Here is a 22,069-nt window from a genome sequence, read left to right on the forward strand (position 1 = left end):
CGGACAGCCTAGAACCGCGGCGGGCGGCGGCCGTGCCGGGCGCGGGCTCCGCGGGGCCGACTCCCGAACTGCGCGTGTATCCTCGCACCCGTGCTCGAGACTCCCAGCCCTTCTGCGGCGGCTCCGAACGGGATCCTCCTGCTGGACAAGCCGGGCGGGATCACCAGCCACGACCTCGTCTCGCGGACCCGCCGCCGCGCCGGGACGCGCAAGGTCGGGCACGCCGGGACGCTCGATCCGATGGCGACCGGGCTGATGATCCTCGGCCTCGGCCCCTCGACCCGGCTCCTCACCTACCTGGTCGGCCTCGACAAGGAGTACGAGGCGACGATCCGCCTCGGCGCCGCGACGAGCACCGACGACCGCGAGGGCGAGACGCTCACGACCGCCGAGCCCGGCGCGGTGGCGGCGCTCACCGCCGAGGCGGTCAACGCCGTCGTGGCAACCCTCACCGGCGCGATCGAGCAGATCCCGAGCGCCGTCAGCGCCATCAAGGTGGACGGCCGGCGCGCCTACGCCCGCGTGCGCGACGGCGAGGAGGTCGTGCTGCCGGCGCGACCCGTCACCGTGAGCGCCTTCGACGTGCTCGAGCGCCGCGAGGCCGACGGCTTCCTCGACCTCGACGTCCGCGTCACCTGCTCGTCCGGCACCTACATCCGCGCGCTCGCGCGCGATCTCGGCGCCGCGCTCGGCGTCGGCGGGCACCTCACCGTGCTCCGCCGCACGGCCGTCGGCCCGTTCCGGGTCGCCGAGGCCGGCGTCATCGACGAGCTCGACGTCCCCGCCGCCCTGCTCACGCCGACCGCGGTCGCGGGCGAGCTGTTCCCGCTGCTGCACCTGGACGCCGGCGAGGCGGTCGACCTCGCCAACGGCAAGCGGATCCCGGTGCCCGAGGCGTTCGCGGGAGCCAAGGGCCTGCTCGCCGCCGTCGGTCCGGGGGAGCGCCTGGTCGGCCTCGCCGAGCGCCGCGGCGCCGCCCTGAAGAGCGTCGTCAACTTCCCCACCGAGGAGCTCCGGGTGGCGACGTCGTGATCGACTGGTTCACCACGCTCCAGGTCGGCATCGCCGTGGCGGCGGGCCTGCTCTGCCTGGTGCTCGGGATGATCGGCCGGCGCCCCTCCGACGTCACGGTCGGGGCCACCGCGATCGTCGAGCTGCTGCTGATCGTCCAGCTCGCCGTCGCGATCGTCTCGCCCCTGGTCGGCAACCGCCCCACCGGCAGCCTGCCCGAGTTCTACATCTACCTGGTCTCGGCGCTGATCCTGCCGCTCGCCGCCGGCTTCTGGGCGCTGATCGAGCGCAGCCGGTGGAGCACGGTCATCCTCGGCGTCGTCTGCCTCGCGATCGCCGTGATGGTCTACCGGATGCACCAGATCTGGTTCTTCCAGGCCGCCTGACGCCCTCGATCCCCGGCCGAGGGGGAGAGGGCGCAGCGAGCGCCTACCATTGACCCTGCGATGTCGAACCAACCCAGCGATGCGCCCGGACGGGCGGCCCAGGACCCAGCTCTGCCGAACCCCGATCAGCGCCCCGCCCGCTCGGCGCGGTCCCGGGGGATCGGCAGCCTCCTCGTGGTCGTCTACGGCATCCTCGCGCTCGCCGCGACGGGCCGCTCGGTCTTCCAGATCATCGACCGCTTCGACGAGGCGCCGCTCGCGTTCTCGCTCTCGGCCCTCTCCGCCGTCGTGTACATCGTTGCGACGATCGCCCTCGTGGCTCCCGGCCGGGTCTGGCAGCGCATCGCCTTCGTGACCATCACCTTCGAGCTGGTCGGCGTGCTCGTCGTCGGCGCGATCAGCGTGCTGGCCCCGCAGCTGCTCGGGCTCTCGAGCGCTGATCCGTTCGGCCGGCAGTCGACGGTCTGGGCGGCGTTCGGCGCGGGCTACCTGCTCATCCCGCTGGTGCTGCCGGTGCTCGGGCTCTGGTGGCTGCGGGTGCAGGGTCGGCGCTCCTCCGCGGGAACGGCGGCCTGATGCGCGTCGAGCAGCGCCCCGCCGACCTCACCGGCATCGGCCCGTCCGCCGTCACCATCGGCAAGTTCGACGGCGTCCACACCGGCCACCGGGCCGTGATCGACACCCTGCACGCGCGGGCCCGCGAGCGCGGTCTCGCGGCGGTCGTCGTCACCTTCGACCGCAATCCACTCAGCGTGATCGCCCCGGAGAAGTGCCCGCCGGCCCTGGTCGGCAACGAGCAGAAGCTCGAGCTGCTGGCCGGGACGGGGATCGACGCGACGCTGCTCCTGGCGTTCGACGAGCGGTTCCGATCGCTCACGGCCGAGGAGTTCGTGCAGCAGGTGCTCGTCGACGCCCTGGAGGCGCGCGTGGTGCTGGTCGGCTCGGACTTCCGCTTCGGTGCCCACGGCGCCGGCGGCGTCGCGATGCTGCGGGAGCTGGGGGAGACCCACGGCTTCGAGGTCGAGCTGATCGACGACGTGCGGCCCGAGCACGGCCGCCGCGTCTCCTCCACCTGGATCCGCGAGCTGCTCGCCGAGGGCGACGTCGAGCATGCGACCTGGCTGCTCGGACACGAGCCGGTGGTGCGCGGCGTCGTCGTGCACGGCGCGAAGCGCGGCCGCGAGCTCGGCTTCCCGACCGCGAACCTCTCGCCGGAGTCGCAGGGGCTGATCCCCGCCGACGGTGTCTACGCCGGCCGCTTCGTCACCGAGGGCCGCAGCTACCCGGCCGCGATCTCCGTCGGCAGCAACCCGACCTTCGTCGGCGTGCCGCCCAAGCAGGTCGAGGCCTACCTGCTGGACGAGACGATCGACCTCTACGACCGCGTCGTCGACGTGGCCTTCGTCTCGCGCATCCGCGGCCAGGTGGCCTACGAGGGCGTCGAGCCGCTCATCCGGCAGATGAACGACGACGTCGAGAAGGTCCGCACGATCCTCGGCGCGGAGCGACCGGCCGGCTGACGCTCTCGGACTCCGCGGGGGCGGCTCCGGCGGTCCTAGCAGTGGCCGGAGCGGTGCACCAGCGGGAGAGCGCCCAGGGGCGGCGGCGTACCGTGGCTCGCATGAGCGAATCCTCACCCGCCCCGTCGCGCCCCTCGGACCCGTCTCGCCCGCTGGCGCTCGTCACCGGAGCGACCGGCTACATCGGCGGCCGCCTCACCCCGCGCCTGCTCGAGGCCGGCTACCGGGTCCGCGTGCTGGTCCGCGACCCGCGGAAGCTCGCCGAGGTCCCGTGGGCCGAGGAGGTCGAGGTGGCGCAGGGCGATCTCAGCGACCCGGAGTCGCTGTCGGCCGCGTTCGAGGGTGTCGACGTCCTCTACTACCTCGTGCACTCGATGGGCTCGGGCGCCGACCACGCGCGCTTCGAGCAGGTCGAGAGCCGCGCCGCCACGAACGTCGCCGAGGCCGCGCTCGCGGCCGGTGTCGACCGGATCGTCTACCTCGGCGGCCTGCACCCCGACGTGGAGAAGCTGTCGCCGCACCTGCGCTCGCGGGCCGAGGTCGGCCGCATCCTGATGGCGTCCGGCGTGCCGACGATCGCGCTGCAGGCCGGCGTCATCATCGGCTCCGGCTCGACCTCGTTCGAGATGGTCCGCCACCTCACCGACGTCCTGCCCTACATGCCCGCCCCGCAGTGGGTCCGCAACTTCATCCAGCCGATCGCCGTGCGCGACGTGCTGCACTACCTGCTCGGCGCCGCCGCCCTCGAGGACGGGACGCTGAACCGCACCTTCGACATCGGCGGGCCGGACGTCCTCCGCTACGGCCAGATGATGAACGGCTACGCGGTCGAGGCGGGGCTCGCGCAGCGGCCGATCGCGTCGCTGCCGGTGTTCACGCCGTGGCTCGCCTCGCAGTGGGTCAACCTGGTGACGCCCATCCCGCGCTCGCTCGCGGTGCCGATCATCGCCTCGCTGCAGTACGACTGCGTCGTGCGCGAGGACGACATCCGCGGGCTGATCCCGGACCCCGAGGGCGGGCTGACGCCGTACCGCCGCTCGGTCCGGCTCGCGCTGGGCAAGATGCAGGCGGGCGAGATCGAGACCAGCTGGCAGAACGCCGAGGTCGTCGGCGCCCCCAGCGACCCGCTGCCGAGCGACCCGGAGTGGGCCGGCCACACGGTCTACGTCGACCTCAAGGTGCGCCGGACGGACGCCGACCCGGCGAAGCTCTGGCGGGTCATCGAGGGCATCGGCGGCACCAACGGCTGGTACTCCTTCCCGCTCGCGTGGGCGATCCGCGGCTGGATGGACAAGCTCGTCGGGGGAGTGGGCCTGCAGCGCGGGCGCCGCGACTCCGAGCGGCTGCACGCCGGCGACGCCCTGGACTTCTGGCGCGTCGAGGCGATCGAGCGGCCGACGCTGCTGCGCCTGCGCGCCGAGATGAAGGTGCCGGGCGGCGCCTGGCTGGAGATGCGCGCGGAGCCCGGCGAGGATGGCGGATCCGTGTACACCCAGCGCGCCGTCTTCTTCCCGCAGGGTCTCGGCGGGCGGCTCTACTGGTTCGCCGTGCTGCCCTTCCACGGCGTGATCTTCAACGGGATGGCCAACCGCATCACGGCCACCGCGACCGACCTCGCCGACGCCGGCGAGGAGCGCTCCCCTGGTGGGCGCGGGGCGCAGCGGTGACAATGGAGGGGTCCGCGGGCGGCGACGCCGCCTCGGACGCGAACGAGAGGAGCACGATGAGCGAACGATCGGACACGGACGCGGGGCGCGATCTCCAGCTGGGAAAGGTCGCCTTCATCGGCGACAGCATCATCCAGGGCGGGTCCTGGGACGAGTGGTTGACCGCGTCGACGGTCGTCGACGAGGGCATCGGCGGAGCGACCAGCGACGACGTCGTCGAGCGGCTGCCCGAGCTCGTCGAGGCGGCGCCCGACACGGTGGTCCTGCTCGTCGGGACGAACGACCTGGCCTATCACCGCACGACCGAGCACATCGTGCGCAACATCGAGACCATCGTCGCGACCTTCCGCCGCGACCTCCCCGACGTGCGGATCCTGGTGACCTCGATCCTGCCGCGCGCCCGCGAGTTCGGCGCGCAGATCCGCGAGGTCAACCGCCACCTCTGGCAGTTCGCGCCCACGGCGCACGCCGGCTACCTCGACCTCTGGCCGGTGCTCGCCGGCGAGGACGGCGCCCTGCTCGAGCAGTACTCGCCCGACGGCCTGCACCTCAACGAGGCCGGCTACGGCGCTTGGCGCGAGGCCCTCGGCCCGGCCCTCGACTCGGTGCTGCGGATGCCGCCGCGCACCCGGCCGATCACCCTGCCGTACGACGAGTTCGCGCGGCCGAAGACGGCGTAGCCCCACGAGGCGAAGGGGAGTGGGACCGTGTGGTCCCGCTCCCCTTTCTCGCTGTCGAGAACGGCGGATTGCGCGTTAGTGGTCCGATATCTCACGCCATCGTGGGTGCGCGACAGCAGCGGCCCCTAGCCTCGATGCAGAAATACCAGCCCCGCTGTCGCTCACTGATTCTCGAGTCGCCGAGACGACATGGGCTGGTTCTCTCTTTTGCTGCCGCGGCGAGGCTCGTTCCGACGGCTCGGGTCTTCAGTGATCGATCAGCGGTTCTTGCCCGGAGCATAGGCGGCGACGGCACTGTCGATCGTGCACCCGGCCGGGTGCGGACGAGAGCCGGAGGCGCAGCATGAGCAGCACGATCGAGAACCAGGGACCGGGGACGGCGGAGTGGCCGCCGCCAACGGCGGGGACCGCGGCACCGGGCGCGGCGGAGCCGGCGCGGTCGCGTCAGCCGCTCTGGCGACGGCGACGCGTCCGGTGGATCGCGCTCGCCGTCCTCGCCGGTCTGCTGCTGCTGGGCGGCGGCTTCGGGATCGGCTACGCCGTCGGGAACTCGGTCGGGTCCTCCGCCGTCGGCGGATTCGACCCGTCGCAGCGGGGCGGGATGCCGGACGGCGGCTTCCCCGGCGGTGGCGGGCCCGGGTCGTTCGGCGGCCAGGGGAGCGGCACCGGGACGGACTCGGGCACGGACTCCGGTACCGGAGCGGACGCGGGCTCAAGCGCCGCGACCGGGACGGCGAGCTAGCCGAGCGCCTCGCGGAAGGCGGCGAGGGCGTCGTCCGAGAAGAGCACGAAGCGGACCTCGTCGAGGGCGCCCGGGCGGTCCTCGGCGGCGGCGAGTCGGACGGAGTCGACGGCGATGCGCGCCGCGCTGGCCATCGGCCAGCCGTAGACGCCGGCGGAGACGGCCGGGAAGGCGACGGTGCGGGCGCCGAGGGCGCGGGCGACGCGGATCGACTCGGTGTAGGCGGAGGCGAGGACGGCGGAGCGGTCGTCGCTCCGCGAGTACACGGGGCCGACGGTGTGCACGACCCAGCGGGCGGGCAGGCGGCCGGCGGTGGTCGCGACCGCGGAGCCGGCGGGGAGTCCGTCGCGCAGCTCGCCCGCCCGGAGGCGCCGGCACTCCTCGAGGATCTCGGGGCCGCCCGCGCGGTGGATCGCTCCGTCGACCCCGCCGCCGCCGAGCAGCGACGAGTTGGCGGCGTTGACGATCACGTCGACCTGCTCGCGGGTGATGTCGCCGCGGACGGCGGTGAGCGCGGTCACGAGCGGTTGTTCGACAACTCGAAGATCTTCACGAGCTCGGCGATCGCGGCCTCGCGCGCGTCGCCGCCCTCGTCGAACATCGCGGTCACGTGCGTCCGCAGATGATTCTCGACGATCAGCTTGTTCAGCGAGCCGAGCGACTTCTGGATGGCGAGCGACTGCGTGACGATGTCGACGCAGTAGTCCTCGTTCTCGATGGCCTTCTCGAGGCCGCGCATCTGGCCCGCCAGGATGCGGGCGCGGTGCAGGGAGCGCTTCTTCAGATCCTCGATCACCCGGCCAGTTTACGCCTCGACGCCGATACCCGGCGGGGGTATCGGCCCGTGAGACGACGCGAGCTGTGATTGGTGAAAGCAGCGTCGGCGCCCGTTTCGAGTCGTCTCGATCGGGGTGCCGCGCACGAGTGAACCCGTGCTGGGGTGCGCCGGCCTGTCCGGCCCCTCTTCGCGTCCGGGCGCGCACGAGCGGGGCCGCACTCCTTCGAGTCGACGCTCGATGGGGTCTGCGGGCGCACTCGAGCCCAGACCGGGTCGACTCGCTCGGGAGGAGGAGGTCGAACGGACAGCTGTCGGGGCCCACGGGTGGGTCAGGACCCGATCCGGGTCCGATCGTGACGGCACGGGGGCGCGGCTCTGCGAGTGGACGCTTGCTGGTGCCTGTGCGTGGGCGCGCGCCCGGTTCGGGTCGGTTCGCACGGGGCCGGAGCCGAACGGGCCGTGCGGGGTCCGGAGCGGAGCGGTCGGGACCGCCCCGTACGATCGACGGGTGAACGCTGAGAAGTCCGGCCCCCCGCGCGGCGGCACGACCGCCCGCTACCCGTCCCGCTCGAGCGCGCGGATGGCGCTGGCGCCGGGGATCCTCGCGGCGATCATCCTGCTCGCGGGGCTCGCGCTGGTCGGCGGCGACGCCTACGACTTCGTCCGGTATCCGGTGGCGATCCTCGCGGCCGTCATCGGCTGGTTCGCGATCCAGGCGAAGGCGTACTACTGGCTGATCGGGCTCGCGCCGATCGTCGTGCTCTGGAACCCGGTCTTCCCGTTCTCCTTCCCGGACGCCGTCTGGTCCTCGCTCCACCTCGCCGCGGTCGGCGTCGTGGTGGCCGCCGGCCTGATCATCCGGGTGCGCGTCGCCGAGTGATCCATCGGCCGCTGGACGCGCCCGCAGGCGTGAGGTGCCGCCGATCCGGCGCTGAGGAGTAGACTTGTCGCGCACCCGCACGCCGGGGATGCTGCGACCGGGTCTCAGACCCGTTGCTCGGAGCTCCCGACGGCCACCGGGTGCATCGGTGCCCGTCTCGTCCCAGGCGTGACGCGGCCAGTGCAACACACGCAGTGCAGGCAAGACCCGCACAGCACGCAAGACACGCACAGTGCAATGCGACGGTAGAGCGCGGGAACCCCTCCTCCGCCCCCGTCCACGTCGAGGAGGAGCATGGCTCGCAGCGGCCAGCGTCAGTCCGGTCAGTCGCGTCGTTCGACGAACGCGAGCCCGGGCACCCGCCCGCGGTCGCGCCCGCGTGGCGTCGACAACTCCGGGATCATCCCGATCCTCGCCCGTCGCGTGCGCGAGGTCGAGGCGAAGGCCCAGACCGGCAAGGTCGGGCCCACCAATCGCACGAAGTTCCTCGTCATCGCCCTGCTGATGCGCGAGGAGCGCAAGCGGGTGAAGACCGACACCGAGCTGAGCGACTCGCAGCGCGCGGAGGAGATGAAGCGCCTCGACGGCATCGCGACGATCCTCGCGAAGACCGCCGCGCGCGACACCAGCCTGATCGCCCTCCTCGAGTCGGAGGCGGGCATCACCGCGGCCGCGCAGAAGCTGCGCCGCGACTGGCTGCTGGAGGCCGGCGCCGAGCTGAGCCCCGACGAGCTGCTGATCGTGACCGAGCCGGAGCCCAAGCCGGAGGTGCCGGTCAACCAGGTCGTGCCGCCGTCGGTGCGCGCGCGCCAGCTCGCCAACCCCTTCCTCCCGCCGGACTTCTCGATCGCCAGCGCGCCCACCCCCGCCCGCCGCCGCCTCGACGACTGGGAGCTGCTCGGTCCGCTGTTCAAGGCGTTCGAGTACGGCGCCGGCGGCCGCGCCGCCAGCATGGAGCTGCCCGAGCCGCCGAAGATCGACCGGGTGACGCCGCGCGGGCGCGACCTGATGCCGCACCAGGCCCGCTTCATCGAGGGCGCGCGCGAGGGGCACCGCAGCTTCCTGCTCGCCGACGAGCCGGGCCTCGGCAAGACGGCGCAGAGCCTCCTCGCCGCCTCCGTCACCGGCTCCTACCCGCTGCTGGCCGTCGTGCCCAACGTCGTGAAGATGAACTGGGCGCGCGAGGTCGAGCGCTGGACGCCGCAGCGCCGCGCCACCGTCATCCACGGCGACGGCGGCACGCTCGACGCGTTCGCCGACGTCGTGATCGTCAACTACGACATCCTCGACCGGCACATCGGCTGGCTCGGCAGCCTCGGCTTCCGCGGCATGGTCGTCGACGAGGCGCACTTCATCAAGAACCTCCGCTCGCAGCGCTCGCAGAGCGTGCTGGCGCTCGCCGCGAAGATCCGCGAGACGACGCCGGGCCACGACCCGCTGATGATCGCCCTCACGGGAACGCCGCTGATCAACGACGTGGACGACTTCCGCGCGATCTGGCGCTTCCTCGGCTGGATCGATGAGACCAAGCCCGGGCCCGAGCTGATGAGCCTGCTCGAGGACACCGGGCTCACCCCCGCGGACACCGGCTTCTACCCGGAGGCGCGCGAGGCGGTCATCGACCTCGGCATCGTCCGGCGGAAGAAGATCGACGTCGCCGCGGACCTGCCCTCGAAGCGGATCGTCGACCTGCCGGTCGAGCTGGACGACGACCTCGGCCGCTCGATCCAGAAGGCGGAGCGCGAGCTCGGCGCCCGGATGCTGCAGCGCTACAAGGCCGTCACCGCGTCGATCACGCACGAGCTCGACGACGACGAGCGCGAGCGCTTCGTCCGCATCGTCGCGCAGAGCGAGCTCGAGGAGTCGAAGTCGGCCAAGACCGGCGAGAACGTCTTCACGATGGTGCGCCGGATCGGCCAGGCCAAGGCGGCGCTCGCCGCCGACTACGCCTCGCAGCTGGCCCGCTCGGTCGGCAAGGTGGTCTTCTTCGCCAAGCACATCGACGTGATGGACCAGGCGGAGGAGACCTTCGAGAAGCGCGAGCTCACCTCCGTCTCGATCCGCGGCGACCAGTCGGCGACGTTCCGCCAGTCGCAGATCGACGCGTTCAACGAGGACCCCGACGTCTCGGTCGCGGTCTGCTCGCTCACCGCGGCGGGCGTCGGCGTCAACCTGCAGGCCTCGTCCAACGTCGTCCTGGCCGAGCTGTCCTGGACCTCGGCCGAGCAGACGCAGGCGATCGACCGTGTGCACCGCATCGGCCAGGAGGAGCCGGTCACGGCCTGGCGCATCATCGCGGCGCACACGATCGACGCCAAGATCGCCGAGCTGATCGACGCGAAGGCCGGCCTCGCCGCCCGCGCGCTCGACGGCGCGGACGCCGAGGTCGCCTCGGCCGACACGGTTCAGCTGGACGCGCTCATGCACGTCCTCCGCGAGGCGATCGGCTGAGCGGAGCCGCGAAGAATCGGCTGAGCGGAGCCGCGAAGAAGTCGCGCTCGAACACGCTCGAGCGCAGGAACGCGTCGCCCATGGCGGCGCGTTCCGCGTTCGTGCCGCGAGCGGCGGCCGCCTCGGTGATCGCGATCGCGCGCTCGGTCGCGACGGCGAAGGCAGGATCCGCGTAGGTGACGAGCCAGTCCGCGTAGGGGTGCCCGGGCCGATTCGCCGCCGCGAGGCGCTCGCCGATGTCCGCGTAGAGCCAGAAGCAGGGCAGCAGCGCGGCGACGATCTCGCCGTAGCTCCCTCTCGTGCCGACCGCCAGCAGGTGGTCGACGTATCCGCGGGTGACGGGGGACGCCGTCGCCGTGCGCTCGCCGAGGCGGTCGCGGTGCAGCTGCGCCTCCGCCGCCAGAGCCGAGGCCGACGACTCCGCCCAGAAGACCTGCTCGGCGGTGCTCGGCGCCCGCTGCGCGGCGATCGCGAGGACCCGGGCGTACTCGGTGAGGTAGAGCGCGTCCTGCTCGAGGTACCACTCGAAGTCGTCGCGCTCGAGGGAGCCGTCGCCGAGCGCCGTCACGAACGGCAGCGCGTCGATCCCGGCACGGAGCTGCTCCGTCTCGGCCCACATCCGCTCGCAGAACGCCGGGGCGCGCAGGCGGTGGAAGTGGTCGATCGGCCCGTTGCCCTCGCCCACATGGAGCGCGTCGGCGCCGCGGAGAGCGCCGTTCAGCCAGTCCTTGGCGTCGGTCAGCGCCTGCGTGAGGGTGTCCGGAGTCGTCCCGCCACCGGCGAGGAGCGTCGCCATCGCGGAGGAGAGCGAGCAGCCGGTGCCGTGGGTGTTCCGGGTGGCGACGCGCTCGCCCGGCACTTCGCGCACGCCGCCGTCCGGGGTGATGATCGCGTCCGGCGTCGCCGGGCCGTCGAGGTGCCCGCCCTTCACCAGGACCGCGGTGCCGAGATCCCGGGCCAGGGAGCGGGCCTGCTCGAGCGCGGCGGACCAGTCGGCGGCCGGCTCCGCTCCGGCGAGCACGGCCAGTTCGGGGAGGTTGGGGGTGACCAGGCCGGCGCGGCGGACGAGCGCGCGGACCGCCTCCTCCGCCTCGGGGTCGAGCAGGCGGTGGCCGCTGGTCGCGACCATCACCGGGTCGACGACGACGAGCGGCGGGCGGACGTCGTCCAGCCAGGCGGCGATGACCCCGCCCAGCTCGGCGTTCGCGATCATGCCGATCTTCACGGCGTCGATCTCGACGTCGTCGCTGACCGCGTCGAGCTGCTCGCGGAGGAACTCGGCGGGCGGCAGGTGGATCGAGCGCACGCCGCGGGTGTTCTGCGCTACGAGCGCGGTGACCACGGCCATCCCGTAGCCGCCGAGCGCGCCGATCGACTTGAGGTCGGCCTGGATGCCGGCGCCGCCGGTCGGGTCGGTGCCGGCGATGCTGAGGACCCGGGGGATCCGGCGGGGCTGGGGGAGTGCGGCGCTCATCGGTCCCACTCCGCACGGAAGGCGTGGGCCGCGGACTCCGGATCGTCGGCCGCGCAGATCGCCGAGACGATCGCGAGTCCGGTCGCGCCGGCGCGGCGCAGGGCCGCGGCGTCGTCGGCCGTGACGCCGCCGATGGCCACGCAGGGGAGCGGGGTCGCGGCGGCGAGGGCGGCGAAGCCGTCGATCCCGAGCGGGACCGGGTGGTCGGGCTTGGTCGCCGTCGCCCGGATCACGCCGACGCCGAGGTAGTCCACGGTGCCGCCGGGCAGGGCGTGGGCGGCGGCGAGGTGGGCCGGGGTGTTCGCCGTCAGCCCGATCACCGCGCCGACGCCGAGGATGCTGCGCGCGGCGAGGACCGGGAGATCGGACTGGCCGACGTGCACGCCGTCGACGCGGGCGCCGGCCAGGCGGGCGGCGAGGACGACGTCGACGCGGTCGTCGACCAGCAGGGTCGTGCGCTCGTCGAGGACGGCGGCGACGGCGCAGGTGAGGGCGACGAGCTCGGCGGCGGTCGCCTCGTGGTCACGGACCTGGACGACGCGGACGCCACCGGCGACGGCCGCGGCGACGACGGCCGGGACTCCCCGCGGGCCGCAGAGGCGGGTGTCGGTGACGAGCTGGAGGGAGAGGTCGATCATGCGATCCGCGCCCCGCTCTCGACCTCGTCGGCGGTGAGCGCGGCGAGGGCGTCGAGGAGGCCGACCGCGAACGAGCCGGGGCCGGCGGCGGTGGCGGCGGCGCGCTCGGCGGCGAGACCCCAGACGACGGACGCGGCGACCGCGGCCCCGAGTGCGTCGGAGCCCCGAGCGCCGAGGAAGGCGGCCATCACGGCGCCCAGCGCGCAGCCGCCGCCGGTGACACGGGTGAGCAGTGGGTGCCCTCCGGTGACGCGGACGACGCGCTCGCCGTCGGTGACGACGTCGACGGCACCTGAGACGGCGACGACCGACCCCCACCTCTGAGCGAGCGCGGTCGCGGCCTCCAGCGCCTCCTCCGGGCCGTCGACGGCGTCGACACCGCGACCGCCGGCGCCGAGGCCGGCGAGGGCGAGGATCTCGGAGGCGTTGCCGCGGATGATCGTGGGCCGCGCCTCGAGCAGCTCCGCCGCGAGGGCGGTGCGCACCGGCAGCGGACCGACGGCGACCGGGTCGAGCACCCAGGGGGTGCCGGCCGCGCGCGCCGCCGCGACGGCCTCGCGGGCGCCGTCGCGCTGCTCCGCGTGCGGGGTGCCGAGGTTCACCAGCGTCGCGGAGGCGATGCCCGCGAAGACGCCGGCCTCGCCGGGCAGATCGCACATCGCGGGGCTCGCGCCGAGCGCCAGCAGGCTGTTGGCGGTGAAGCCGGTGACCACCGCGTTGGTGATGCACTGCACGAGCGGCGCTGCGCGGCGCAGCTCGTCGAGGTCTCGGGCGACGGCCGGGCCGTCGAGGAGGGTCGGGTGGGCAGGCGTGCGAATGCTCATTCGCGACATCCCTTCGCTAGTACGAACTAGATCAGGTTCGACGGGTCTCATCTCAGCCCTGGTGGGCACCCCGTGTCACTGCCGACGACCCTAGCGGGTCGCTCCGTCACGCCGTGAGGATCCTGCTGTCGCCGCGGTCGCTGACGACGACCTTCAACCCGGTCGGCAGCCGCTCGCGCATCGCGTCGACGTGGCTGATGAGGCCGATCGTGCGCCCGCCCGAGCGCAGCGCGTCGAGCGTGCCGAGCGCGGTCTCCAGGGTCTCGGCGTCGAGCGAGCCGAAGCCCTCGTCGATGAACATCGTCTCGAGTGAGACGCCGCCGGACTGCATGGTGACCACGTCGGCCAGCCCGAGGGCCAGGGCGAGCGAGGCGAGGAACGTCTCTCCGCCCGAGAGCGACGCGGGCTGCCGGCGGGCGCCGGTGAAGGCGTCGAGCACGTCGATCCCGAGACCGGAGGCGGCGCCGCGGTAGGCGAGCGAGTCGTCGTGCACGAGGGCGTAGCGGCCGCTGGTCATCGCGTTCAGCCGCAGGTTCGCGGCGGCGACGATCTCCTCCAGCCGGCCGGCGAGGGCGAAGGCCTCGAGGTCCATCCGGCGGGTGTTCTGCCCACGGCCGTCGATCGTCTCGGCGAGGGCGCGCAGCTCCTCGTGCCGGCCCAGGCGCTCGTCGAGAGTCGCCAGTCGCTCCTCGGCGCGGCCCGCCAGCTCGGCGAGCCGGGCGGCGCGGTGCTCCAGCACCGAGTGCCGCGAGCGGGCCTCGTCGCGGCGGGCGGAGGCGGCGCGCGCGTCCTCCTCCGCGGCGGCGAGGTCGACGGGGGCGGTCGGCAGGCCGGCGAGCTCGGGGTCGGCCAGCACCGAGTCGACGGCGCTGCGGCGGCGCTCGTGCTCGGCGACCACGGCCTCGGCGCGGGCGCGCTCGCCCGAGGTGAGGGCGGCGGACTCGGCGTCCTCGGCACTCGCGAAGCCGCGGTCGGCGATCACCTCGGCGAGCTGGACCTCGGCCGCCTCGGCCGCCTCGCGGCGGGCAGTCGCCGCGTCCTCGGCCTCGACGAGCGCGTCGGCCAGGCGGCGCTGTGTTGTGAGGGCCGCGACGCGGTCGGCGATGCTGGCGGAGCCGTCGCGATGGGCGTCGATCCGCTCGCGCAGGAGGCGCAGCGCCTCGGCGGCGAGGGCCTCGTCGGAGCTGAGGCGCTGGTGCTCGGCGCGGGCGGTCTCGAGGGCGGATGCGAGATCCTCGCTCCGGACGCGGAGGTCCGACCGCTCGCGCCGCAGCTCCTCGAGTCGCGTCGTGGCACTCCGGGATGCGGTGAGCCGCGCCTCGGCCTCGGTGCGGGCGGTCTGCAGCTCCTCGGCGGTCGTGCTGCCGGCCCGCTCCTCGAGGGCCGCCAGGGCGAGCGCGCCGGTGCTCTCTGCTTCGCGGGCGGAATCCATCGCTGCGGCGGCGCGATCGACGGCAATGCGCGCCTTCTCGATCTCACCGGTGCCGACGGGAGGCAGCTCGCCGTGCTCGGCGGGGCGCGGGTGCTCGCAGGAGCCGCAGACGGGGCAGGGGTCGCCGGGGACGAGCGCTCCGGCCAGCTCACCGGCGAAGCCCGCGAAGCGGCGGGCGACCAGCTCGGCGTGCTCGGCGGCGCGGACGCCGTGCTCACGGGCCGCCTCCGCGTGGGCGGAGCGGAGGCGATCGAGCGCGGTCGCGGCGCTCGCGCGCTCGGCGGCGGCGCGGATCCGGCGCTCGAGCGCGGCCAGCTCCTCGGTGCGGGCCGGCAGCGCCGTCGCGTCCGGCGCGAGGGAGTCCTCCTCCGCGGAGAGCGCGTCGAGCAGGGCGGGGAGCGTCCGCAGCTCGCGCTCGAGCACGGCCAGCGCCGCGGTGGACCGCTCGCGCGCCGTCACGGTGCGCTCGGCGAGGCGGACCGCCTCGGGCAGCGTGCGCTCGTCGGCGAGGGCCTCGGTCAGCGCTCCCAGCGTCGCGGCCAGGCGCTCGGCGGCCCGCGCGGCGGCGGCCCGGTCCGCGGGCTCGTCGAGAGCGGCCGTGAAGGCCACGGCGGCGCTGTCACGGCTCCGGTCGGCGGCGGTGGCTCTCTCGGCCGCCGAGCGCGCGCCCTTCAGCAGCGGCAGCACGCCCTCGGCCCGTCGGGCCCGCTCGATCCGCTCGCGCTCCCGGACGACGAGCGACTCCGCGACCGCGAGCTCCTCGGCCTCGATCAGCGCGCTCCGGCGGCGGTCCTGCGCCCGCTTCACCAGCCGCGTCTCGTCCCGCGCGGTCTCGGCCGCGCGGCTCGCGGCGTCGGCCTCCGCCACCTCGTCGCGGGCGAGCGCGAGGGGAGCGTCGAGCCGGGTCACCAGGGCACGGAACCACTCCGCATCGGGCGGTGTCGGCGCCTGCTCCTCGTCACCGGTGAGCCGGACGGCCTCGTCGGCCAGCGCCGTCACGGCCGCGCGCTCCTCCTCGAGCGCCGCTCCGCTCTCCTGCCGCTGCTCGACGAGCCGCCGGCGCAGCAGGTCGTAGCGCTCCGTCGCGAAGAGGGTGCGCAGCAGCCGCTGGCGGTCGTCGTTCTTCGCGAGCAGGAACTCGTGGAAGCGGTTCTGCGCCAGCAGGATCACCTGGAGGAACTGGTCCTTGGTCAGGCCGACGATCCGGCCGATGTCGGCCCCCGTCTCGCGCGCGCTGGAGGACAGACCCCGCCACTCGCCGTCGACGTGCTCGAGCAGCGCGACCTTCGCCGCCTGCCGGGTGGTGCCGCCGCCGCGCTTGGCCGGCCGCTCGTACTCCGGTGAGCGGCGGACCCGGTAGAGCCGGCCGGCCGCCTCGAAGTCGAGCTCGGCGAACGTCTCGTCCTCGGGGGCGCTGTGGTCGCTGCGCAGGCGCGAGGCCGTGCCGTCGAAGCGCGGCACCGAGCCGTAGAGCGCGAAGCTGATCGCGTCGAGGATCGTCGACTTGCCGGCGCCGGTGCGTCCGGCGATCAGGTAGATCCCGACGTCCTCCAGGCGGTCGAAGTCGATCTCCTGCTCCGCGCGGAAGGGGCCGAGACCGGCGAAGGAGAGGCGGCGGATCCTCACCGCAGTGCCTCGGCGTCGACCTGCGCCAGCGCGTCGAGCGCGAGCGCGCGCTCGGTCTCGCTCGCGCCGTGCCCACCGCGGACGTGCGCGAGGAAGTCGTCGATCACCTCGACGTCGCTGCGCCCGCGGATCCGCTCGGCGTAGCGCCGCTCGTCGACCGCCGCGTGCGGGGGCCGGTGCTCGAGCGTCGCGCAGCCGGGGAAGCGGGACTGCAGCCGCGCCATCGCGTCGAGCGGGCGGACCTCGTCGGTCAGCACCGCCGAGACCCAGTCCGGCTCGTACTCGGCGAGCGACGGGTCGCTCAGCAGCTCGTCCAGCCGACCCTCGATCACGCTCAGCCGCCGCGGCACGGGCAGCGACGACCAGGTCACCTCGCCGAGCCCGTCGGGGCCGAGCTCGACCAGCCAGCCGCCGCGCGGCTTCGAGGCCTCGCCGAACGAGTAGTGCAGCGGAGCGCCGGAGTAGCGCACGCTCGGCAGCAGGATCGCCCGCCCGTGTATGTGCCCGAGTGCCGCGTAGTCGGCCGCGGCGAAGTGGTCGACCGAGACGTAGTCGATCCCGCCGGCCGTGATGTCGCGCTCGACCGTGCCGGCCGGGGCGCCGACGGCGAAGCAGTGCGCGAGCACCACCCAGCGCCGCCCGGCCGCCTCGGCGTGCGCGCGGATGCGGCGCATCGCGAAGGCGAGGACGTCCTCGTGCCGGCGGAGCGACTCCTCCGGGTGCCGGTGCCGGTAGAGGGCCGGCTCGAGGTAGGGGATGCCGTAGACGCCGACCTCGAGCCCGCTCCCGGCGCGGAGGACGACCGGCTCGGCGTACGCCTCGGGATCGGTGAGCACGTGCACGCCGGAGCCGCGCAGCAGCCCGGCCTGGAAGCCCAGCCGGGCGGGGGAGTCGTGGTTGCCGCTGGTCAGCACGACCTCGGCGCCGGCCGCGCGGATCGCCTCGAGCGTGCGGGTGAGCAGGGTGTAGTGCTCGGCCGCCGGCACCGCGGAGTCGAAGACGTCGCCCGCGATCAGGACGACGTCGACCGCCTCGGAGCGCACCGTCTCGACGAGCGCGTCGAGCACGACGCCGAGCGCGGCGACGCTCGAGTGGCCGTGGAAGGTGCGGCCGATGTGCCAGTCGGAGGTGTGCAGGAGCTTCACGACCGTCCTTTCGCGGGGTCTGCGGGTGTGCGGTGGCGCTCTCTGTCGTGCCCCTCCAGGCTACTGAGCGGCTCCGACACCGGACGCCGGCCGAGCCGTCGCCGCCGGACACCTCCCGTTCACCCGCGGGTGCAGAATGGGTCGTCGGTCGATCGAAGGAGGCCCCGCGTGAAGCTGCCCCGAGTGCCCTCGACCCTCCTCGGTCTCGGCTCGCGCACCCGCGCCGCCGCTGAGGACACCAGCCCGATCGAGCGGATCCGCCCCGAGGAGGAGCCGGTCCGCCGGAGCACCGTCGACAACGCGATCTACCAGGACGGCCGGCGCGTCGTCTCGCCGCACAGCATCCCGGAGGCGCTCGCCGCCCTGCAGAAGCTGCCGGATGCGATGGCCTGGATCGGCCTCTACCGCCCGACCGAGGCCGAGCTGGCCGCCCTCGAGGACGAGTTCTCGATGCACCCGCTCGCGATCGAGGACGCGATCAGCGCGCACCAGCGGCCCAAGCTCGAGCGCTACGGCAGCGACATGTTCGTGGTGCTGCGGGCCGCGAGCTACGCGGACCAGCGCGAGGAGGTCGACTTCGGCGAGCTGCACCTCTTCGTCGGGCCGAACTTCGTCGTCACCGTCCGCCACTCCGAGAAGCCCGACCTCTCGCTGGTCCGGCGCCGGATGGAGGCCGACCCCGAGCTGCTGCGCAAGGGCCCGGTGGCGGTCCTCTACGCGATCCTCGACGCGGTCGTCGACCAGTACGCCCCGGTCGTCGCCGGTCTCGAGAACGACATCGACGAGATCGAGGCGCAGGTCTTCGAGGGGGACCCCGCGGTGTCCCGGCGCATCTACGAGCTCTCCCAGGAGGTGCTCGACTTCCAGCGGGCGACCCGTCCGCTGACCGGCATGCTCGGCCGGCTGGTCACCGACTTCGACGTCTTCCGCGAGGACGTCGAGCTGCGCCGCTACCTCCGCGACGTCGCCGACCACGTCGCCGTGGTCGACGAGCGCGTCGAGGGCTTCCGGACGACCCTCCGCGAGATCCTCGCGGTGAACGCCACGCTGGTCGCGCAGCGCCAGAACGAGGACATGAAGAAGCTCGCGGAGGCGGGCAACCAGCAGAACGACGAGGTCAAGCGGATCTCGGCCTGGGCCGCCATCTTCTTCGCGCCGACCATGATCTCCAGCGTCTACGGCATGAACTTCGACGCGATGCCCGAGCTGCACCTGGCCTGGGGCTACCCGGCTGCGCTCGGGCTGATGGTCGCCTCGAGCGTGGTCCTGCACCGGCTGTTCAAGCGCTGGGGCTGGCTCTGAGCCGCCGCCGACGGCCGCGCGCGCTGTCAACACCCTGACGGGTCCGGCCGCCGCGCGTAGCGTCGGTCCGAGCCGCCCTCCGCGGCCCGAGTGCAGGGAGACCCGATGAAGCGAATCGACGTGCCGGCGATCGAGCGGACCTCGCTCTGGCGGCAGGACGCCGCGCCGATCCCGGGGGACGCATTCGTGCCGGGCGCGCACTACGACGACGTGATCGTCGGAGCCGGCCTCTCCGGACTCGTGACGGCGCTCCTGCTCCAGCGCAGCGGCCGCCGCGTCCTCGTCCTCGAGGCCCGCGACGTCGGCGCGGTCGCGACCGGCAGCAGCACGGCCAAGCTCAGCCTCCTGCAGGGGACGCACCTCTCGAGGATCGCCGCCCGCAACACCCCCGCGGTCACCCGGGCCTACGTCGCGGCGAACCTCGCGGGCTTCACCTGGCTCGTCGACTACCTCCGCGAGGCCGGCGTGCCCGTGCAGCGCCGCACCGCGTACAGCTACGCGCAGACCCCCGACGGCGTGGACGCGGTGCTCCGCGAGCACGAGACGGCCCGCCGCTTCGGCCTCGCCACCCGCCTCGTCGGCGCGCTGGACACGCCCTTCCCGAGCACCGCCGCCGTGGCGCTCGACGACCAGGCCGAGTTCGATCCGATGGCGGTGCTGACGGCGCTCGCCGCCGACTTCCGGGCCGCGGGCGGCGTCCTCGTGCAGGGCGTCCGCGCGCTCGGGCTGCGCGCCTCCGCGCCCGTGCGGGTGCGGACCAGCGCCGGCGAGGTGACCGGCGAGCGGGCATACCTGCTCACCGGCACGCCGATTCTGGACCGCGGCCTCTACTTCGCCAAGCAGGTCGCGCTGCGCTCCTACGCGGTGGCGTTCCGTGGCGCGGAGACGATCCCGGACGGCATGTACCTCTCCGTCGACGGGCCCTCGCGCTCGATCCGCGACCTGGACCGGGACGGGGAGCGGCTGCTGCTGATCGGCGGAAACGGCCATGTCGTCGGCCGGAGGGCGCGGACGCAGGAGAGCGTCGACGACCTGATCGCCTGGACCCGACGCTCCTTCCCCGGTGCCGAGCCGATCGCGCAGTGGAGCGCGCAGGACTACGAGGCGTTCCACCGGGTGCCGTTCGTCGGCTGGCTGCCGCGGGGCCGCGGGCGGATCTTCTTCGCCTCGGGGTACGACAAGTGGGGGATGACCAACGCGGTGCAGGCGGCGCTCACGCTCGTCGGCGACTCGAGGGGCGAGACGCCGCCGTGGGCGAAGGTCCTGCACCGCCGCCCGACGCTGCCCCGGGTGATGGCGGAGGGGGCCGGAGCGCTCGCCGCGGTCGGCGCCTGGTACGCCCGCGGCTACTGGTCGGCCCTGCGCGCGCCGCGCTCGGTGGACGTGGTGCCGGAGGAGGGGCACGGCGCGCTCGCCCGCGACGGGCTCCAGCCGGTGGCCGTCTCCACGGTCGAGGGTCGACGCTGCGCGGTCTCGGCGGTCTGCTCGCACCTGGGCGGCGTCGTCACCTGGAACGACGCCGAGCGCAGCTGGGACTGCCCGCTGCACGGCTCGCGCTTCGCCGCCGACGGGACGGTGCTGGAGGGCCCGGCAGTCACGCCGCTCACGCGGCTGCGCTGAGCGGCCCGGCCCGAGCAGAACATCCGCTGGGAGCCGCGGTCATCGCTGATCAGCGACGATGACCCTTCTCAGCCGATGTTCTGCGGCAGGGCGTCCCGCATCGGCCACCCCTGGTGATCGAGTAGCCCGCGGAGCGGACGTATCGAGATCCGCTGTCGCCGGGGGTGCGGGTGATGGTGGGTCTCGATACGCCCCTGCGGGGCTACTCGACCAGCAGGGAGGGTGCTCGTGCGGATGACGGAGCAGCCCGCGGCGCGGGTCCTCGTGCTGATCGAGTAGCCCGCGGAGCGGGCGTATCGAGATCCGCCGTCGGCCGAGCTACTCGGCCGAGTCGTCCTCGGAGGGCTCCGCGACCTTCCGGCCATCGGCGCCGGAGGCGTCGCCGTCCACGTGCAGGTCGGTGTCGCCGGGGATGCTGAAGTCGCTCAGCGGGTCGAGCGGCCCGTCCTCGTGGCTGGCGGAGTCGGGGGCGTCGCTGGTCTCGTCGCGTGCGGTCATACCTGCACCCTACGAGCGTCCGACGAGCCGCTGCACCGCGGTCACCGGGATCGACAGCCACTCGGGGCGGTTGCGCGCCTCGTAGATGGCCTCGTAGATGGCCTTGTCGAGCTCGAAGGCGTCTAGGACGGCGCGGTGCGCGGTGACCGCGTCGCCCGCCTCCTCCGTGTAGCCCTCGAGGAACGCTCGGCGGCTCGCGAGCGCCCACGCGGCCCGGGAGTCGCCCGGCGAGGCCTGCTCGTGCGCACCCGCGGCGTAGTCGAAGGAGCGGAGCATCCCGGCCACGTCGCGCAGCGCGATGTCCGGCAGCAGCCGCTCGTGCATCGGCCGCAGCGGCTCGCCCTCGAAGTCCAGCAGGACCCAGCCGCGGCCGGGCACGGCCAGCACCTGGCCGAGGTGGTAGTCGCCGTGGATGCGCTGCAGCCGCGGCCAGGACGCCTGCTCGGCCGCCTGGAAGACCGCGTCGATCGCGTCGGCGTCCTCGGCGATGACGGGCACCTCGGAGGAGGCGATCCGCAGCCGGCGACGCATGGTCGCGATCATCCGCTGCACGACCTCGGGCGTCGCGTCCTCGGTCGGCATCACCTCGGCGAGGGTGGAGTGCACCTGCGCGGTCGCCAGGCCCAGCTCACGCGCCGGCCCGGTGAAGTCGGTGTCGCCGGCGACGGCCTCGAGCGCGACGCGCCAGGCGTCCTCGACGCCCGGCAGGAACTCCTGCGCGAAGGCGAGGTGCCCGAAGGCCCGGCCGGTCGGCTCGCCGCGGTCGTCCCACTCACCGGTGACGTTGCCGATCACCGGCGGGACGAGCGTGCTGCCCGCCGCGTTCAGCGCCGACTGCACGGTGACGTCCGGGTTCTCGCCGTGGTGCAGCGCGCGGAAGACCTTGACGATCACGGGGGTGCCGGCCGAGCCGTCCTCCGCGGTGGTCTGCACGATGATCGAGGTGTTCGACTGCTCGCCGCTGAGGATCCGCGACGACGCGAACGCGCCGATCACGGCACCGGGCTGGCGGTGGCCCTCGGCGCGGGCGCCGCCCAGAGCGCCCTCCGCGTCGGAGGAGCCGCCGTCGGCGATGAGCTCGAAGAGCGCCCGCGCGAACAGCGGGTCGCGGGGTCCGTCGTAGACGAAGCGGGTGCCGTCGCTCTCGATCAGCGCGCCCTCGAGGCCCGCGACAGGCGCCGAGCGCACCGTCACCGGCACCTGGTAGAGCACCGGGCTCGAGCCGGCCCGGTCGATGACGAGGTGGACGACGACGTCGCCGTCACCGCGCTCCAGGCGCCACTCGCCCCGGATCTCCAGCTCGGGGCGGCGCCCCTTGCTCGCGTACCACCGCTGATCGGCGACCCAGGCCGCGGCCCGGTCGATCGACAGTCCTGCGCTCATCTCTGCACTTCC

The 22,069-nt window shown here is 73.9% G+C and carries 20 protein-coding genes and 1 riboswitch; of the genes, 11 read left to right on the forward strand and 9 right to left on the reverse strand.

Annotation, left to right across the window (positions count from 1 at the left end):
- Window positions 1-90 precede the first annotated feature (90 nt).
- The 7 genes from truB (at window position 91) to EDF22_RS05415 (ending at window position 6,006) form a co-directional block, all read left to right on the forward strand.
- Complete coding sequence (gene truB, locus EDF22_RS05385; protein ID WP_123702962.1) at window positions 91-1,032, forward strand: tRNA pseudouridine(55) synthase TruB; 942 nt, start codon at window positions 91-93, stop codon at window positions 1,030-1,032.
- Window positions 1,029-1,397, forward strand: a complete 369-nt coding sequence (locus tag EDF22_RS05390) for a hypothetical protein (protein ID WP_123702964.1) — start codon at window positions 1,029-1,031, stop codon at window positions 1,395-1,397. The genes truB and EDF22_RS05390 overlap by 4 nt, the downstream gene beginning before the upstream one ends.
- A 60-nt stretch (window positions 1,398-1,457) precedes the next feature.
- Entirely contained in the window at window positions 1,458-1,973 is a 516-nt protein-coding gene (locus tag EDF22_RS05395; RefSeq protein ID WP_260303306.1) for a hypothetical protein, read from the forward strand.
- Window positions 1,973-2,917 carry a bifunctional riboflavin kinase/FAD synthetase gene (locus tag EDF22_RS05400; RefSeq protein WP_123702966.1) on the forward strand — a complete coding sequence of 315 codons (945 nt, stop codon included), beginning with the start codon at window positions 1,973-1,975 and terminating at the stop codon, window positions 2,915-2,917. The genes EDF22_RS05395 and EDF22_RS05400 overlap by 1 nt, the downstream gene beginning before the upstream one ends.
- Before the next feature lie 101 nt (window positions 2,918-3,018).
- Window positions 3,019-4,584 (forward strand): SDR family oxidoreductase, encoded by a 1,566-nt coding sequence (locus EDF22_RS05405; RefSeq protein ID WP_123702968.1) that lies wholly within the window; start codon window positions 3,019-3,021, stop codon window positions 4,582-4,584.
- 56 nt (window positions 4,585-4,640) lie between these two features.
- Window positions 4,641-5,264, forward strand: a complete 624-nt coding sequence (locus EDF22_RS05410; protein ID WP_123445987.1) for a GDSL-type esterase/lipase family protein — start codon at window positions 4,641-4,643, stop codon at window positions 5,262-5,264.
- Between the two features lie 343 nt (window positions 5,265-5,607).
- Window positions 5,608-6,006 carry a hypothetical protein gene (locus EDF22_RS05415; protein WP_123702970.1) on the forward strand — a complete coding sequence of 133 codons (399 nt, stop codon included), beginning with the start codon at window positions 5,608-5,610 and terminating at the stop codon, window positions 6,004-6,006.
- On the opposite strand, the gene EDF22_RS05420 is transcribed toward EDF22_RS05415, so the two are convergent.
- Window positions 6,003-6,527, reverse strand: a complete 525-nt coding sequence (locus EDF22_RS05420) for an O-acetyl-ADP-ribose deacetylase (protein ID WP_123702972.1) — start codon at window positions 6,525-6,527, stop codon at window positions 6,003-6,005. The genes EDF22_RS05415 and EDF22_RS05420 overlap by 4 nt on opposite strands.
- Window positions 6,524-6,802: a metal-sensitive transcriptional regulator gene (locus EDF22_RS05425; protein WP_123445545.1), complete on the reverse strand. Its 279-nt coding sequence runs from the start codon at window positions 6,800-6,802 to the stop codon at window positions 6,524-6,526. Before EDF22_RS05425 ends, EDF22_RS05420 begins: the two co-directional genes overlap by 4 nt.
- 490 nt (window positions 6,803-7,292) lie before the next feature.
- Between EDF22_RS05425 and EDF22_RS05430 the strand changes: the two genes are divergently transcribed.
- Window positions 7,293-7,664: a DUF6804 family protein gene (locus EDF22_RS05430; protein WP_244231816.1), complete on the forward strand. Its 372-nt coding sequence runs from the start codon at window positions 7,293-7,295 to the stop codon at window positions 7,662-7,664.
- A gap of 294 nt (window positions 7,665-7,958) precedes the next feature.
- Window positions 7,959-10,115 (forward strand): DEAD/DEAH box helicase, encoded by a 2,157-nt coding sequence (locus EDF22_RS05435; protein WP_123702974.1) that lies wholly within the window; start codon window positions 7,959-7,961, stop codon window positions 10,113-10,115.
- Here EDF22_RS05435 and thiD read toward each other — a convergent pair.
- The 5 genes from thiD to EDF22_RS05455 form a co-directional block, all read right to left on the reverse strand.
- Entirely contained in the window at window positions 10,084-11,589 is a 1,506-nt protein-coding gene (gene thiD / locus EDF22_RS05440; RefSeq protein WP_185038751.1) for a bifunctional hydroxymethylpyrimidine kinase/phosphomethylpyrimidine kinase, read from the reverse strand. The genes EDF22_RS05435 and thiD overlap by 32 nt on opposite strands.
- Entirely contained in the window at window positions 11,586-12,227 is a 642-nt protein-coding gene (thiE, locus tag EDF22_RS20730) for a thiamine phosphate synthase (protein WP_185038753.1), read from the reverse strand. Before thiE ends, thiD begins: the two co-directional genes overlap by 4 nt.
- The gene (gene thiM / locus EDF22_RS05445) at window positions 12,224-13,051 is read right to left on the reverse strand and encodes a hydroxyethylthiazole kinase (protein ID WP_123702976.1); all 828 of its coding nucleotides are present in this window, start codon (window positions 13,049-13,051) and stop codon (window positions 12,224-12,226) included. Before thiM ends, thiE begins: the two co-directional genes overlap by 4 nt.
- A riboswitch (TPP riboswitch) is annotated at window positions 13,043-13,134 on the reverse strand. (Overlaps the previous gene by 9 nt.)
- A 23-nt stretch (window positions 13,135-13,157) precedes the next feature.
- The gene (locus tag EDF22_RS05450) at window positions 13,158-16,109 is read right to left on the reverse strand and encodes an AAA family ATPase (RefSeq protein WP_123702978.1); all 2,952 of its coding nucleotides are present in this window, start codon (window positions 16,107-16,109) and stop codon (window positions 13,158-13,160) included.
- On the reverse strand, window positions 16,106-17,254 hold the full coding sequence (locus EDF22_RS05455; RefSeq protein ID WP_123702980.1) for an exonuclease SbcCD subunit D: 1,149 nt from the start codon (window positions 17,252-17,254) through the stop codon (window positions 16,106-16,108). The genes EDF22_RS05450 and EDF22_RS05455 overlap by 4 nt, the downstream gene beginning before the upstream one ends.
- A gap of 168 nt (window positions 17,255-17,422) precedes the next feature.
- Here EDF22_RS05455 and EDF22_RS05460 point away from each other — a divergent pair, with 168 nt between their 5' ends.
- Window positions 17,423-18,556, forward strand: a complete 1,134-nt coding sequence (locus EDF22_RS05460; RefSeq protein WP_123702982.1) for a magnesium and cobalt transport protein CorA — start codon at window positions 17,423-17,425, stop codon at window positions 18,554-18,556.
- 105 nt (window positions 18,557-18,661) lie between these two features.
- Window positions 18,662-20,176: an FAD-dependent oxidoreductase gene (locus EDF22_RS05465; RefSeq protein WP_123702984.1), complete on the forward strand. Its 1,515-nt coding sequence runs from the start codon at window positions 18,662-18,664 to the stop codon at window positions 20,174-20,176.
- Window positions 20,177-20,494: 318 nt separating this feature from the next.
- Here the strand turns inward: EDF22_RS05465 and EDF22_RS05470 are convergent, their stop codons facing one another.
- Complete coding sequence (locus tag EDF22_RS05470; RefSeq protein WP_123702986.1) at window positions 20,495-20,674, reverse strand: hypothetical protein; 180 nt, start codon at window positions 20,672-20,674, stop codon at window positions 20,495-20,497.
- 9 nt (window positions 20,675-20,683) lie between these two features.
- Window positions 20,684-22,057 carry a maltokinase N-terminal cap-like domain-containing protein gene (locus EDF22_RS05475; protein WP_123702987.1) on the reverse strand — a complete coding sequence of 458 codons (1,374 nt, stop codon included), beginning with the start codon at window positions 22,055-22,057 and terminating at the stop codon, window positions 20,684-20,686.
- Window positions 22,058-22,069 lie beyond the last annotated feature (12 nt).

The sequence above is a fragment of the Rathayibacter sp. PhB127 genome, assembly GCF_003751665.1.
Taxonomy (GTDB): domain Bacteria; phylum Actinomycetota; class Actinomycetes; order Actinomycetales; family Microbacteriaceae; genus Rathayibacter; species Rathayibacter festucae.